The organism is Streptomyces sp. NPDC104307 (assembly GCF_055584045.1).
On the sequence record NZ_JBVJMU010000001.1, the window covers coordinates 248,436 to 262,859 of the forward strand.

At 70.6% G+C, this 14,424-nt stretch carries 13 protein-coding genes; 4 read left to right on the forward strand and 9 right to left on the reverse strand.

The features are described 5' to 3' along the window. Window positions 1-18 precede the first annotated feature (18 nt). From ACZ601_RS00875 to ACZ601_RS00895, 5 genes are all read right to left on the reverse strand, one after another. Window positions 19-894 carry a carbohydrate ABC transporter permease gene (locus ACZ601_RS00875; RefSeq protein WP_469531748.1) on the reverse strand — a complete coding sequence of 292 codons (876 nt, stop codon included), beginning with the start codon at window positions 892-894 and terminating at the stop codon, window positions 19-21. Further along, on the reverse strand, window positions 891-1,853 hold the full coding sequence (locus ACZ601_RS00880) for a carbohydrate ABC transporter permease (protein WP_440576487.1): 963 nt from the start codon (window positions 1,851-1,853) through the stop codon (window positions 891-893). The genes ACZ601_RS00875 and ACZ601_RS00880 overlap by 4 nt, the downstream gene beginning before the upstream one ends. Then, window positions 1,853-3,163 carry an ABC transporter substrate-binding protein gene (locus ACZ601_RS00885; RefSeq protein ID WP_469531750.1) on the reverse strand — a complete coding sequence of 437 codons (1,311 nt, stop codon included), beginning with the start codon at window positions 3,161-3,163 and terminating at the stop codon, window positions 1,853-1,855. The genes ACZ601_RS00880 and ACZ601_RS00885 overlap by 1 nt, the downstream gene beginning before the upstream one ends. 206 nt (window positions 3,164-3,369) lie before the next feature. Beyond that, window positions 3,370-4,191, reverse strand: a complete 822-nt coding sequence (locus ACZ601_RS00890; protein WP_440578073.1) for a FadR/GntR family transcriptional regulator — start codon at window positions 4,189-4,191, stop codon at window positions 3,370-3,372. A gap of 152 nt (window positions 4,192-4,343) precedes the next feature. Further along, window positions 4,344-5,390, reverse strand: a complete 1,047-nt coding sequence (locus ACZ601_RS00895; RefSeq protein WP_469531752.1) for an NAD(P)-dependent alcohol dehydrogenase — start codon at window positions 5,388-5,390, stop codon at window positions 4,344-4,346. 151 nt (window positions 5,391-5,541) lie between these two features. On the opposite strand from ACZ601_RS00895, the gene ACZ601_RS00900 reads away from it, so the two are divergent. Further along, window positions 5,542-6,405 (forward strand): helix-turn-helix domain-containing protein, encoded by an 864-nt coding sequence (locus tag ACZ601_RS00900; RefSeq protein ID WP_440578075.1) that lies wholly within the window; start codon window positions 5,542-5,544, stop codon window positions 6,403-6,405. A gap of 34 nt (window positions 6,406-6,439) precedes the next feature. Here ACZ601_RS00900 and ACZ601_RS00905 read toward each other — a convergent pair whose 3' ends face one another. Continuing rightward, window positions 6,440-7,597 carry a PAS domain S-box protein gene (locus tag ACZ601_RS00905; protein ID WP_469531754.1) on the reverse strand — a complete coding sequence of 386 codons (1,158 nt, stop codon included), beginning with the start codon at window positions 7,595-7,597 and terminating at the stop codon, window positions 6,440-6,442. A gap of 367 nt (window positions 7,598-7,964) precedes the next feature. On the opposite strand from ACZ601_RS00905, the gene ACZ601_RS00910 reads away from it, so the two are divergent. From ACZ601_RS00910 to ACZ601_RS00920, 3 genes are read left to right on the forward strand one after another with little or no spacing between them, the layout of a single operon-like run. Then, the gene (locus ACZ601_RS00910; RefSeq protein WP_469531756.1) at window positions 7,965-9,350 is read left to right on the forward strand and encodes an ATP-grasp domain-containing protein; all 1,386 of its coding nucleotides are present in this window, start codon (window positions 7,965-7,967) and stop codon (window positions 9,348-9,350) included. Further along, complete coding sequence (locus tag ACZ601_RS00915) at window positions 9,347-11,356, forward strand: PEP/pyruvate-binding domain-containing protein (protein ID WP_469531758.1); 2,010 nt, start codon at window positions 9,347-9,349, stop codon at window positions 11,354-11,356. Before ACZ601_RS00910 ends, ACZ601_RS00915 begins: the two co-directional genes overlap by 4 nt. Window positions 11,357-11,367: 11 nt before the next feature. Further along, window positions 11,368-12,678, forward strand: a complete 1,311-nt coding sequence (locus tag ACZ601_RS00920; RefSeq protein WP_469531759.1) for an MFS transporter — start codon at window positions 11,368-11,370, stop codon at window positions 12,676-12,678. Here ACZ601_RS00920 and ACZ601_RS00925 read toward each other — a convergent pair. From ACZ601_RS00925 to ACZ601_RS00935, 3 genes are all read right to left on the reverse strand, one after another. Next, window positions 12,659-13,273 carry a hypothetical protein gene (locus tag ACZ601_RS00925; protein ID WP_469531761.1) on the reverse strand — a complete coding sequence of 205 codons (615 nt, stop codon included), beginning with the start codon at window positions 13,271-13,273 and terminating at the stop codon, window positions 12,659-12,661. The genes ACZ601_RS00920 and ACZ601_RS00925 overlap by 20 nt on opposite strands. A 160-nt stretch (window positions 13,274-13,433) precedes the next feature. Beyond that, a complete protein-coding gene (locus tag ACZ601_RS00930) occupies window positions 13,434-13,868 on the reverse strand; it encodes an SRPBCC family protein (RefSeq protein ID WP_440578347.1) in 435 nt (144 codons plus the stop codon). A 101-nt stretch (window positions 13,869-13,969) separates the two neighbouring features. Beyond that, the gene (locus ACZ601_RS00935; protein WP_469531764.1) at window positions 13,970-14,353 is read right to left on the reverse strand and encodes a VOC family protein; all 384 of its coding nucleotides are present in this window, start codon (window positions 14,351-14,353) and stop codon (window positions 13,970-13,972) included. Window positions 14,354-14,424: the final 71 nt, after the last annotated feature.

Sequence of the window (14,424 nt, forward strand, 5' to 3'; positions counted from 1 at the left end):
GGGCCGGGCGGCGGTCTCTCAGCCCTTGGTGGCGCCGGAGGTCAGGCCGGCGACCAGGTATTTCTGTCCGAGGACGGCGGCCAGTACGACGGGCACGGTGATGAGGGTGGCGGCTGCCATCAGTCCGCCCCAGTCCGTGCTCGCGTAGGAGATGAAGTTGAACAGGGTCACCGGCACGGTCTGGGTGCGGTCGTCGGCGAAGACCAGCGCGAACATGAAGTTGTTCCAGCTGAAGACGAAGGCCAGCAGCGAGGCGGTCGCGGTGCCCGGCGCCGCGAGCGGCAGCGAGATGCGCCAGAAGGCGCCGAAGGCGCTCAGTCCGTCGGTGCGGGCCGCTTCCTCCAGTTCGACCGGCAGCCCCGCGAAGAAACTGATCATGATCCACATGATCAGCGGGACGGAGACGAACATGTGGCTCAGCACCAGCACGGTGTAGGAGCCGACGAGCCCCATCCGCGCGAACAGGTAGTACCAGGGGACCAGGAGCGAGATCGCCGGGACGATGCGCGCGACGAGGATCAGGGAACCGGTGCGGTGCATGTTGAACCGGCCCACCGCCCAGGCCGCCGGCACGGCGATGACGGCGGACAGGACCGTCGACACCACGCCGACCAGCAGTGAGTTGCCCATTGAGCGGACGATCTGCCCGGCTTCGACGATGCTGCGGAAGTTGTCCAGGGTGGGCCTGAACCACAGCCCGACGGACGGGTCGGTGACCTGCACATTGGTCTTGAAGGCGGCGGCGAACATCCACACGAGGGGCAGCGCGAAGACGAGCGTGACGATCGTGATGGCGGTGGTGCGCAGCCACGCCCCGCCCCGGCGCCCGCGGGCCCGCGAAGCGGGGTGCGGGGTGCCGGAGGGCCGGGTGGCACGGGAGACGGTGGCACTCATGCGTTCTTCCTTCCGCCACGGCGGCGCAGCAGGACCACGACGCCGATGATGAAGAGCGTGAACAGGACCAGGACGGCGGCGGCGAGCCCGTACTCCTGGTAGTCGAAGGTCAGCCCGTAGGCGTAGACGTTGAGGGTTTCCACCTCGAAGTCCGACCCGCCGCCGGCGCCCTTGGTGGCGTAGAGGATGTCGAAGGTCTTCAGCGCGTCGACGGCGCGCAGCACGAGGGCGGTGGCGAGCGTGGGTCCGAGCATCGGGAGGATGACGTGGCGGAACCGCTGCCAGCCGTTGGCTCCGTCGACCAGGGCGGCCTCCTCGGGTTCCTCGGGCAGCGTGGTGAGCCCCGCGAGCAGCAGCAGCGTCATCATCGGCGTCCACTGCCATACGTCGATGAGCATCAGCGTCGGCAGCGACTGGCTGACGGAGCCGAGGAACTCCTGCCGGGGCAGACCGACGGCAGAGAGGAGGTGGTTGGCTATGCCGTTGGTGGGGTCCAGGATCAGCAGCCACAGGATGCCGATCGCGACGGGTGTGGCGAGCAGCGGGATGATCAGGACGGTGCGCACCCAGCGCATGCCGCGGAACGGCTTGCGCATCAGCATCGCCAGGGCGAGCCCGAGCACCGTCTCCAGGACCACGGCGCCGACGGTGAAGACCAGGGTGCGGCGGGCGGCAGGCCAGAACCTGCGGGTGTCTTCCAGGGCGTCGGCGAAGTTGCGCAGGCCGATGTGGCTCTTGCCCGCGTTCACCGCGCCGAAGGCGTCGGTGAGGCTGAGGTCGAGGGTGAAGGCCAGCGGGAAGACGATCATCAGGCCGACGAAGAGGAGCGCCGGGGCGAGCATCATCCACTTCAGCCGCCGGTTGGCCTGTTCGAAGGTACGGGGCCCGCGTGCGCGGGGCGCCGTCGTCTCCGGCGGGCGGGGGGTGGCGCGGGCAGAGGAGACCTCGGTGGTGGACATCAGGACTCCTTGTGGCGGTTGTCGCGTACGAGGAACTCGGCGAACTCCGCGTCGGCGTCGCGTGCGACCGGTGGTACGGACTCGCCGAGGATGCCCGCGACCAGCGGGCGGCCGACGATGTCGCGGGCCCGGCCGACCTGGAGGACCCGGGGCCGGTCGTAGCCGCGTCCGCGTTCGGCGTTGATCCGCATGGCTTCGGCGAGGTCCGGCGGGAAGGAGGCCAGCGTCTTCGGGTCGGACCACACCGAGGAGCGGGCGCCGGGTATGCCGTCGGACTGGAGGGCGGCCGACATCCCCGGGCCCGCGGCCCACCTGATGAACTCCCAGGCGTCGTCGCGCAGAAGGGAGAAGGTGTTGATGCCGAGGCTCCAGGACGGGATGTTGTGCGGTCTGGCGCCGGCCGGTCCGGCCGGGAAGGGCGCGAAGCCGACGCTCTCGCGCACCTTGGACACCTTGGGGTCGAGGAAGCTGCTGTAGATCGCGTCGGCGTCGATGTAGAACGCCGCCTTGCCCTGCGCGAAGATCGGCATCGCCTGTTCGAGGCTCATGTTGGTCGCGCCGGGCGGCCCGGCCTTGGCCAGCAGACTGCCGTAGTACTCGTACGCGGCCAGGGCCTCCGGGCTGCCGATGCCGGACTTCCCGTCGATGACGAAGTCCCCGCCGTGCGAGTAGAGGAAGCTCGACCACTGGGAGACGGCGCCGCTGCGCTGGCCCCGGCCGACGTATCCGTAGAAGCCCTTCTCGCGCCGGGTCAGCTCCCGGGCGGCGTCCATCAGCGCGTCCAGGGTGCGCGGCGGCCCGCCGAGGTCCTCGACCAGGTCCTTGCGGTAGTAGAGCGCGGGGCGTTCGGTCACCACCGGGACGCTCAGCACCTTTCCGGCGGTCACGGACGCCTCGCGCGGGGCCTTCTGGAAGTCGGGCCAGCCGAACTCCGCGTCGTCCGTGACCCGGTCACTGAGGTCGGCGAGCCAGCCGTTGTGGCCGAAGACCAGCTGTTCCTGGAGTGCGCGGACCATCATGACGTCCACGTCGGTGCCGGAGGCGTTCAGCTTGACGTTGTAGCTGCTCGACAGCTGGTCGGCGGTGAGCAGGGTCATCGAGACCCGCCGTCCGATCCGGTCCTCGAACTCCTTGATGCGGCGCTTGACCGCCTGGGACCACACGTGGTTGATCGCCATGATCCGCAGCGGCGTACTGGCCGTGGGCTTCCCGCCGCCGGCCGAACAGGCGCTCAGCGCCCCCGCCCCGGCGGCCCCCACTGCCAGCCTCCCGAAGGCGCGCCGGCTCAGGAGCTGGCTGCTCGTGGACATCCTTGTCCTCGTCTCTGTGCGGTGTGGTGCCGGGTCTCGTGGTGCCGGGGGCTGCGCGTCGCGCCCCGGTCCGCACCACCCCGACCGTCTGGTCCAACTGGTAGGACCAGTTGGTTCAGACGGGACCGTAACAGCAGAAGAGCCCTGCCGACCAGCCCCTGAGGGGAATTGTCCGTGCGGGAAAGTCCTGGTGAAGCGGTGGCCGGCTACTCGCCGGCTCCGCCGCCCCGGCGGCCCTCCGCCTGGTCGAGCAGCGTCTCGATGTGGTTGCGGGCCATGGTGTCGACCCGCAGGTCGAGATCCGCCCCGTAGGTGCGCAGTCCCAGCGTCAGGTGCTCCCGCATCCGTGCGCAGGCGAGGTCGACGTCCCGCGCCTCGACCGCTTCGAAGATCTCCGGATGGTGCGGCACGCCGGCCTCCGCGATCGATGGATCGGAGTTCGAGCGGAGCATCATCTCGAACATCATCCCGCTGATCGAGGACAGCATGATCCGCAGGACCGGGTTCTTGCTCGCCACCGCGATGGCGTCGTGGAAGTCCATGTCCGCCTGGGCCTTGACCACGACGTCGGTGGCCGCCTCCAGGGCGTCCCGTGCGGACCGCATGACCGCGATGTCCTCGTCCGTCGCCCGCTCGGTCGCCAGCCGGACCATCTCCACCTCCAGCGGGATCCGCGCCTCGATGAGCTGACGCACGGTGGGGCGGCCCGCCCGGTACAGCGCGTCGTACCCCCTGGCCTGTCCGGAGGACTGCTCCCGCACGAAGGAACCCCGTCCCGGGGCGACTTCGATCAGGTGCTGGGCCTCCAGCCGTCGCAGCACCTCGCGCACGACGTTGCGGCTGGAGCCGAAGTGGGCGGCGAGCTCGCGCTCGGAGGGGAGCTTGGTCCCCACGGCGATCTCGCCGGACCTGATGTCGTGCTCCAGCTGACGGGCGATGCTCTCGGTGAGGAGCCCGCGCCGGGCGGGGTCCGCGACCGGGCCCGGCCGCTCGGAACCTGACGGGGAGGAGGGGGCGGACGGCTGCATGATCGCAGCGTACAGGCCGGTCGCGGCCCGTACACGAGCCCTGACCGGCCTCTCGCGCCGCCCCGGTCCGCCGCGCGGCCGTCCGGCCTCCCCCGTGTCCCGCGCCGACGGGCCGGAGCAGGGCACGGGGCCGGACACGGGCGGGCCGGGCGTCAGATGGTGGCGGTGTCGATCACGAAGCGGTAGCGCACGTCACTGGCGAGCACCCGCTCGTACGCCTCGTTGATCCGGTCCGCGCTGATCAGTTCGATCTCGGCGCCGAGCGAGTGCTCCGCGCAGAAGTCGAGCATCTCCTGCGTCTCACGGATCCCGCCGATCCCGGAGCCCGCCAGGGTCTTGCGGCCGCCGATGACGGAGAACAGGTTCAGCGACACCGGCTCCTCCGGTGCGCCCACGTTGACCATCGCGCCGTCCGTCCGGAGCAGCGCGAGATACGCGTCCAGCGGCAGCGGAGCGGAGACCGTGGAGATGATCAGGTCGAACGAGCCCTTGAGCTGCTCGAACGTCGCCGGGTCGCTGGTGGCGAAGTAGTGGTCGGCACCCAGCTTCAGCCCGTCGGCCTCCTTGCGCAGCGACTGGCTGAGCACGGTCACCTCGGCGCCGAGCGCGTGGGCGATCTTGACACCCATGTGCCCGAGGCCGCCCAGGCCGACGATGGCGACCTTCTTGCCGGGGCCGGCGTTCCAGTGGGCGAGCGGTGAATAGGTGGTGATGCCGGCGCAGAGCAGCGGGGCGGCCTCGTCCAGCGCGATGCCCTCGGGTATGCGCAGCGTGTAGTTCTCATCGACGACCACGTGCGTGGAGTACCCGCCGTAGGTGGGCTCGCCGTCCTTGCCCACGGCGTTGTACGTGCCGACGTTGCCCTCGGAGCAGTACTGCTCCAGGCCGGCCTTGCAGTTGTCGCAGGTACGGCAGGAGTCGACCATGCAGCCGACACCTACCCGGTCGCCGACCGCGAACTTCGTGACTCCGGGACCGGTCTCGGCGACCACGCCGGCGATCTCGTGGCCGGGAACCATCGGGAAGATGCCCTTGCCCCAGCCGTCACGGGCCTGGTGGATGTCCGAGTGACAGATCCCGGCGTACTTGATGTCGATGAGGACGTCGTGCTCGCCGACCGGCCGGCGCGGCACGGTCGTGCGCTCCAGCGGAGCCTTGGGGGCGGGGGCAGCGTATGCGGCGACGGTGGTGACAGTCATCCGGAAGCGATCTCCTCAGAAGTGGGGGGTTGCTTTTCCAGTCTGCCGCCTACCCCGGCAAACACCCAGGTCACTGCTGTGCCTACGTCTGCTGTGCGTACTACCGGCAGGGTCATGCTCACCACTGGGCCGTACCCGGATACTGGGAGACATGGACCAGCGCGCCGAACTCAGCGAATTCCTCCGCCTCCGCCGGGGCCGGCTCAAGCCCGAGGACGTGGGCCTGCCGAACCTCGGCCGGGCCCGCCGGGTACCGGGGCTCCGCCGCGAGGAGCTGGCGCAGCTCGCCGGGGTGTCCGTGGCGTACTACACACGTCTGGAGCAGGGGAACAGCGGGAACGTCTCCGGCGAGGTGCTGGACGCGATCGCACGGGCGCTGCGGCTGTCGGACACCGAGCACGCCCACCTCACCCATCTGGCGAACCCGAAGACGAAGAAGAAGCGCGCGGCCGCCGCCCGCCCGCAGCGGCTGCGGGCGGAGCTCCAGCATCTGATCGACGCCATGGAGTCGGTGCCCGCGTATGTTCTGGGACGGCGGATGGAGATCCTCGCGTCGAACCGGATGGCACGGGCGCTGCTCGGTGACGAGACGGCGCTGCCGCCCGAGGAGCGCAATATGGCGCGGATCGTCTTCCTCGACCCGAACTCCCGTGATCTGTACGTGGACTGGGAGTGCAAGGCCATCGAGCTGGTGAGCGCGCTGCGGCTGTGCGCGGGCTGCTGGCCCGACGATCAGCAGCTGTCCGCGCTGGTGGGAGAGCTGTCCGTGAAGAGCGAGGAGTTCAGGACGCTGTGGGCCGCGCACACGGTCCAGGAGAAGGGGTACGGCACGAAACGGCTGCACCACCCGCTGGTGGGCGACCTCACCCTGTCCTACGAAACGCTGAAACTCCCCGCCGACCAGGACATGTCCCTGATCACGTTCCACGCCGCGCCCGGTTCGGCGTCCGAGGAGTCGATGCGGCTGCTCGCCAGCTGGGGCCTGGACACGGATACCCGGGCCGCACACCACTGACCGGGCTCCCCCGGACACCGGGCCGGGCCGCGTCTCAGGTGGAGCTGAGCGGATGGGTCGCCGTGGCGGAGCGCGGGGGCCAGGCGCGGGGTGCCAGGATGCCGAGGACGTAGGCACGGGCGACGAGGGCGGGTCTGCTCGCGGCACCGAGGAGTTCCCGCAGGCGGCTGAGATGGTAGTCGACCGTCTGCCGGGACAGCCTCATCGAGGCCGCTATCTCACCGTTGCTGCTGCCCTCCGCGAGGAGGGCCAGTATCCGGATCTGCGCGGCGGTGAGCGGCGCGTGGGCGTCGTGGGCGAGGCTCTGGTGCGTGACGACGGCCCAGACGTTGCGGGCACGGGCGGCCGACCGGCCGACGGTCGTCAGATGCAGCTGCGCGCGGCGCTGCCGGCCCTGGAAGTCGACGAGCACCGCGGACGTCTCCACCCGCCTGACGCGGCGGGCTATCAGGCCGTTCCATCTCCTGTGCAGCTGAGCGAGGTCGGATGCCGGGGCGAGCAGGGTGTGCGCGCGCCGGCCGACCAGGTCGGACCTACGGGTCTCCAGCAGTTCGGCGGCCGCCGCGCTCGCCTGTACGACGCGCCCGTTCGCCGACAGGAGGGCGCAGGGCAGGCCGCTGTGGTCGCGCAACGCCTGCAGGTTCTCCTCTGCCTCCCGGCGCTGCGCCATCGCCCGGGTGTGTTCCGTGATGTCCACGTAGATGCCCGCGACGCAGGTCTGGGCGTGCTCCCGCACGGGGAAGCGGTGTCCCGCCGCCTGGCCGGTGGTGCCGTCCGAGCGCTGGTAGCCGAGCGTGTGGCGCACCGGTCTGCCCCGGGCCAGGATCTCCTGGTCGAGCGCGCGGAACTGGACGGCGTCGGCGTGGGCGTCGAAGTCCTCGATGTACTTGCCGACAACGTGTTCCGCAGTGGTGCCGTAGAGGTGGGCATAGGCGTGGTTGGCCCACAGGTAGCGCCCGTCGCGGTCCCGGATGAAGGCGGCGGCCGGGGCGAGATCGGCGAAGTCCGCGAACGCGGCGTACCCGCGCTGGCTTTCGGGCCGGGCGCCGACCTCCACGGCGAGTACGCGCGTGCGGCCCCGGCCGCGGTTCTCGTCCAGGTGCCAGCTCACATCGAAGGTGCGGCCGTCGAACAGGGCCTGGCGGCAGCCGTTCGCGGGCGTGCGTCCCGGGACCGGCAGTTCCTGGCGCATCCGGTCGAGAAACCGCTGCGCCGTGGGTAAGTCGGTGAAGGCTCCTCCTCCCCACGCCAGAACGCGCCACTGTCCATCAACCTCCCACCAGGACACGCGTAGATGCTCAAGCATTTCCTTCAGACCTGAATCGTCCACAGGGGCCTTCCGTTCTGGGTCGTCCGACTGACGCGGGGTGACACCGCCATGCGTATCCCGCGCGGAGCGCGAGCATGCCCGGTTCTCGGCCGACCTGGAAACGGTGGGCCCGCGCGACTCTGGCATTTGCCTGAACGGCAGGCGCTTCCGACGGCATTCCGGCCCTCCAGCGCCTGATTCCCTTGTGTGCAAGGGCGAGCACACCACGAATGAATGGAGACGAACTTCAGTGAGCAAGGTGTTGTTGGTGCATGCCAAGGGTGGTCCGCCGCTCGGCTACGTCCTGTCCCGGGCGGCCGCGAAGTCGCACGTACACCTGTTGGCGCTCAGCGCCCTTCCTCCCGAGGCGGCCGACGCCGCGGCGAGCCTGTGCGCCTCGGTCGTGACGCCCGCCGAGGCGGAGCGCACCGACCTGGTCTCCCTGATCGCCTCGCACGCGCGGGCCGTGGGCGCCGACGCGGTGCTCACCTTCTCCGAGTACGCGGTCGTCGCCGTCGCCGAGGCCTGCGAGGAGCTCGGTCTCGCCGGAGCGGGGAGCGCCGCGGCCCTGGCGCGCGACAAGCGACTCATGCGACGCACCTGGCAGGAACACGGGCTTTCCCAGCCCGAGTTCCGCCCGGTCGCCACAGAAGCCGACCTGGGCGAGGCCACCGGCTCCCTGTCCTTCCCCTTGCTGCTCAAGGCGGCTTGGAGCGCCGGCTCCACCGCACACCAGATCATCCGCTCCCCGCACGAGGCGTCCGCCGCCTGGCGTCGTTCGCGTGAAGTGATGTCCGCATCGGCCCGGTTGGGCTACTCGGAGCTCCATGTGGCCGAGGCCGACGCCGACTTCGTCGTCGAGGAGATCGTGAGCGGTACCGCATCGGACTGGTTCGCGGAACCCGGCTGGGGCGACTACGTCAGCGTCGAGGGTGTCGTGGCCGACGGCGTTTTCCACCCGGTCTGCCTCAGCGGCCGGATGCCGACGGTCGAGCCGTTCACCGAGCGCGCGGGCATCACGCCCGCGCCGCTGCCGCAGGACTGCCAGGACCGCGTCGTGGCTCTCGCCCGGCAGGCCGTCGACGCCCTCGGCCTGCGCAACTGCGGGACGCACACCGAGATCAAGCTCGGCGCCGGGGGCCGTATGTGGCTGATCGAGACAGCCGCCCGGTTCGGCGGCGCGATGACTGTCCCGCAGATCGAGGAGGTCTTCCGGCTCGACCTCGTCGGCATGCTGGTCGACCACCTCCTCGGCCGCTCGGTGGACTGGCCCACCGACGCCCGCACCCCTGATCAGGCGCGCGGCGCCGCCGGGTCCCTCGTCGTCCTCGCCGTCGACGGCGAAGGCGCGGCCTGGCCGGACCGGCGGGTCTGGGACTTCCCGGCGGTCTCGGCGGGCACGGCGCTCAGCCGGGGCAGCGCGCTGTCTGTGGTGGCGGAGTGTTCGCTCCCCGACGGCGCAGAGGTACCGGTCTACGACCCGGCCGCCGGTGCCAACACCATGGCGGCGCTGTGCCTCCTGTCCGCAGAGGACTCGCGGACCGTGCTCCGCGACTTCGAGACCTTGGTGACCGCCCTGCCCCGGGTCCTGCCCCAGGTCCGGCCCGCGGCGCGGCCCGAGGGAGTCTCCGCATGAGCGCCCTCCTCAGCACCGGAACCCCGGAACCGGCCACGGACCGGACGGTCGTCGGCGGGAACCTCTCGCTGCCGCTGTTCCGCACACTCTCCGGAGTCCTGGCCGGTCACCCGTACCTCAAGGTCGTCGTCGACCTGGCCGAGAACACCTGGCACCTCCTCGACACGGCCGCGCACCCGTTCCACGTCAACTACACGGCCACCCGCGTCCTCGGTATGGAACTCGCCGAACTGGACGCCTCCCTCGACGAGTTCAATGCCTCCGTCTACATGGACCCCGAACGGCGGTTCCTGCTCGGGGTGCTGTCCCTGCACACCGAGCAGGAAACGGAGGGCAACGAGCGCACGTTCCTCGTCCTGGAGACGACCGAGGCCGACACCATGCACGGCGCGCTGCTCGAATCCTTCTACGTGTTCGTCCGGGCGCGACTGGACAGCAGTCTGCCGCTCCTGCTCAAGCCCGCGAACCACGGCCAGGAGGAGGAGCTGACGGCGATCAGCCCGACCCGGGTGCCACGCGTCCTCAGCCACGAACTCTTCGGCACCAGAACCCGGACGCCCCTCAACCCGGGCGACGCCACCGGGCGGCTGCGCTTCTTCCGTACCACCGAGGAGTACGCGGCCGAGGCGGCCGGGCTCGGCTGGGCGGACATCGTCGCCATGCCCCGCGTCCCGGACGACGTGCCCCGGACGGCCGGATTCCTCAACACCGCGCCGATCACGCCGCTCTCGCACACCAACGTGCTCGCCGCGGGCTGGGGCATACCCAACGCCGTCGTGCGCGACCTGGAACAGCTCGTCGAGAGGGACGGCCTGGACGGTGCCTGGGTCCGCTACCGGGTCCGCGAGGACGGGATCACCCTGGAGCGGCAGGCCGGGGAACCGGTGCTGCAGGCGCCGGCCTGGCACCAGCAGCGCATCCGCCTCGAACCGCCCTTCCTCCAGGACGCGCCCGTCCTGTCCCTGTACCGGCTGCGCAGCGCCGACCGAGACCGGTACGGCACCAAGGCTGCCAACCTCGGCGAACTGCACCACGTACTCGACAGCCGCACAGCCGATCTCACCGCCTTCTACGGGCGTCCCCGTCCGCCGCGCGAGGACCTTTACGGGCATCTCGCGACCCGGCTCGGCCTGGACGGGCCCTCGGCCGGCGAACTCCGCTCGGCAGCGGCCGCCTTCGTGGCCCGCACGGTCGAGGCACCTGACGGTGTGGCCCTGCCCTTCGCGCTGCAGCACCGCTTCCTCACCTCATCCCCCGCGCTCCAACAGGGCATCGGTAAACTGAAGATGGCGCTCGAACTAGACGCCGACGACATGCTGGACCCACTCTGCCTCCAGCTCCAGCACCTGATCCGCCACACGCCCATGCCCGACTCCGTCACCCGGCAGATCGAGCAGGCCCTTTCCGCGCCTCCGGCCGCGGGCAGCCGTCTGGTGGTGCGTTCCTCCTCCAACGCCGAGGACCTGCCGGGCTTCTCCGCAGCAGGTGTCTACGACTCCGTGACCACCGTGCGCGGTCGCGGTGAACTCCTGGACGCGGTACGCCAGGTCTGGGCCTCCCTCCTGTCGCCACGCAGTGTGCGGCTGCGCCACCAGGCCGGCATCTCGCTCGACGACACGTACATGGGCGTGATCATTCAGGAGTACGTGCCCGCCTGTCTCGGCGGTGTACTCGTGACGTGCAACCCGACGCGGCGCGAGGACTTCCGCAACGTCTACCTCAACTGCTCCCCGGGCTCGCCCGAGCAGGTCGTCGACGGCTCGGTCCTGCCCCAGCAGTACCTGTACAACACGGTCGAGGGAGGGGGCCGCACCGTCGCGCTCGGCTCCTGGAGCGAGGGGCTGTCCTCGGCCGCCCGTGCCAGGCTCGCCGACCTGTCCCTGGCCGGACGGCTGTTGCAGTCCCACTTCTGCGCGTCCGACGTGGACAAGCCCCTGGACATCGAGTGGCTGATGACCGACCGGGACGAACTCCGCCTGGTCCAGATCCGCCCCTACGCGCTGTGAGGCCCCGCCTCATGCGGCGGCCCGGGAACGGTCCGGGCGCCCCGGCCACCGGCCCTACCGCCACCGCCCGCCGCATCATCAGGCTGAACTACGGCTTCCAGCTGCTGTTCAACCTGCTGTGGTGGATGCCGGTGTTCTACGCCTTCCAGAAAGAAGCCGGGCTCTCGGACGGGCAGATCTTCGGCATTCAGAGCATCTACTACGTGGCCTTCTGCCTGTTCGAGATCCCGACCGGGCTGATCGCCGACCGGATCGGTACCCGCAACTGCCTGTGGGCCGGGGCCGTCGTCATGACGGCGGCGAACCTCGCTCCGGTGTTCAGCCCCTCGTACACCGGCTTCCTCGTCCACTTCCTCGCCATCGCGGCGGGCCGCTCACTCACCTCGGGAGCGGCGAGCGCTTACCTGTACGACGGGCTGCGCGCCGAGGAGTGCGAGGAGCACTACCTGAAAGCGGAGGGCACGGCACGGGCCCTGGGGCTGGCGGCCAAGGTCGTGTGCTGGCCGTTGGTCGGCCCCCTGATGGCCCTCGCCCACACGGCCCCGTACGTCCTGAGCGCGGTGAGCGCGGCGGGCTCCCTGGTCTGCGCGGTGGCGCTCCCCAGACTCGCCGCGCCTTCGCTCACCGGGGACGCGCGGAAGGCTGCCGGGGCAGCGGGTGGCGGCCGCAGGGGCGGGGCGTTCCTGCGCGACGCGGGCTCCGCGCTGCGCTGCGTCGCCTCCTCGCCGTGGCTCGCCCTGGTGATGGTGCAGGGCGTGGCCGTGTTCACGCTCTCCCGGATCTGCCAGGTCAACCTCTTCCAACCCATCCTGCTGGACCACGGCATCGGTGAGGCCTCGCACGGCGCGGTGCTGGCCGCCATGACGGTGGCGGAGGCGGTCGCCTCCGCCCGTCCGCAGTGGCTGAGCCGCCGCCTCACACCGGTGGCCTGGGTGTCGGTACTGAGCCTCGCGCTCGCGGGCACCTTGGCAGGTCTCACCCTGGGCGGCCCATGGACCGTCGTCGCCCTGCTCTGTCTGTTCGCCGCCGCCACCGGCTTCGCCTACCCGGTCCAGCGCAAACTGATGAACGACGCCGTGCCCGCCCACGCCCCGCGAGCCACGCTGCTGTCGGTCGAGAGCATCCTGGACCGTGCGGTGTGCGCGCTGGCGGCCGTGGCCGCGGGCGCCTACCTCTCCGCAGGGCACCTGGACACGCTGCTGTGGCACAGCGCCCTGGCGACGGTGGTTCTGCTCGGGGCCTTCCAGCTCGTCCTGCGCAGCGGGGTGATCGCGGCCGGGACGCGTGGACGCGGCGCGGGGGTCAGCGGGGCAGGTGTGTGAGGAGCTCGATCAGGCGGACGGGCAGGAAGGCGGGCCGGTGGGGCTGCCCGACCTGGTAGGCCAGGTAACCGAGCGAGGCCGCGGCAGCGGTCTCCTCGGCGGTCTCGGCCTCGTAGACGAGACGGCAGCCGCCCGAGCCGGCCTTGGCGCGTTCCCAGAGAACGGGCGCCGGTTTGCGCTCGGCCTCGGTGCGCGGGGTGAGGATCCGGTCGCCGAAATCGTCCCAGGCGAAGGGCGAGGAACCCTGCCAGCCCGCGTCGACCTCCTCCTTCAGCCTGGCCGCGCGCTCGGCGTCGGTCGCGCCCCAGGAGGACGGCACGTTCGTGATCAGGCCCACCTCGATGTGCCGTTCGCGCAGCGCGCGCAGGTAGGCGGCGGCGTCGGGCCGGTAGCTCGTACTGCCGTCATCGGCCGTGTGCACCAGGGTCTCCCCCAGGTCGAAGTACACGACGGCGCACCGGCGTTCGGTACTGGCCGGTGCGGCGGCGGTCCCCGGCACAGCGGTGCTCGCGGGCGCGAGCAGTACGGTCGACGCCATCGCGGCACCCAGTGCGAGACTCAGCCGGACGAGACCCCGGGAGGTGGATCTGTTCATGACGGCGGCACCCTTCGTCGGGACGCACCACGCGGTACGTGATTGTTCTGTACACGCCACATCATGCCGCAGATATTCACGCCCCGCGGGCGGAGGCCCGGAAGTCTTCCCTCCACGCCGCCGCCACTACGGACCCACACTCCGGCTCGTCAGAGGACTTTCACTCGAAGTCCCCCGAGGCGGTCCGCTCGGCCAGCTTCTGGAACTCGCCGAGGTCGTAGTTGGCCAGGACCGAGTCGAGGTTGGTGAGAGCTCCCAGGTGCTCCACGAACCCCTTGGGGTCGTATTCGATCTGCAGGGCCACCCGGCTCGACTCGTCGTCCAGCCGGTGGAAGGTGACAACGCCGGCGTGGTGAACGCCCTCCGTGGTCTTCCAGGCGATCCGGTCCTCGGGGACGACTTCGGTGAGCTCGGCGACGAAGACCTTGTCGACCCCCGGCAGTGCGAGCTGCCAGGCGAAGCGACGCTCGTCCAGAGGGTCGACGCGCTGCACGTGGCTCAGGAACCTGGGCCACCGCTCCACATCGCTCCAGAGCGCCCAGCTGACGGCCACCGAGGCCTTGATATCGACGGTTTCGACGATCGAGGAAGACATGCGGGCTCCATAGGTTGTCGGGCGGCCCGGAGGGCCGGGACGTGTTCGCGCGGGAGCGAACTCAGTCGGGTGGGACGGAACAAAGGTGTGCGGGACGGACCTCAGGTGTTCCGGGTGGCCAGCGTGAAGGAGTGGCCGGCGGGATCGGAGTAGAGGCGGGTGTCACGGGTGCCCCCGTTGTCCTTCGTGTCCAGAGGGCGCGCGCCGAGGCCGACCGCCTCGCGCTCCGCCTCGTCCATGTCCTCACGTGCCACCAGGATCCGCAGATGAGCCTGCTGAGAATCGTCCGGCCGCGGCCAGCTGGGAGGCGCGTAGCCATGGTCCCGGCGGATCGCGAGATGCACCCCGTCGTGGCCGACTATCTCGACGATGTCGAGCTCCTGCCCGACCTGGACCTCCGCGTTGAGCAACGCGGCGTAGAACTCGGCGAGTTCGTTCGGCTCCGCGCAGTCCAGCACCAGCACGCTCGTCTTAGGCACCGCCATAACCGTCCTCCTGTCCACCTGTCGCCCGGCATCCGGTCTCCGGCATTCGTCCCGGATACCCCCTCCGACGG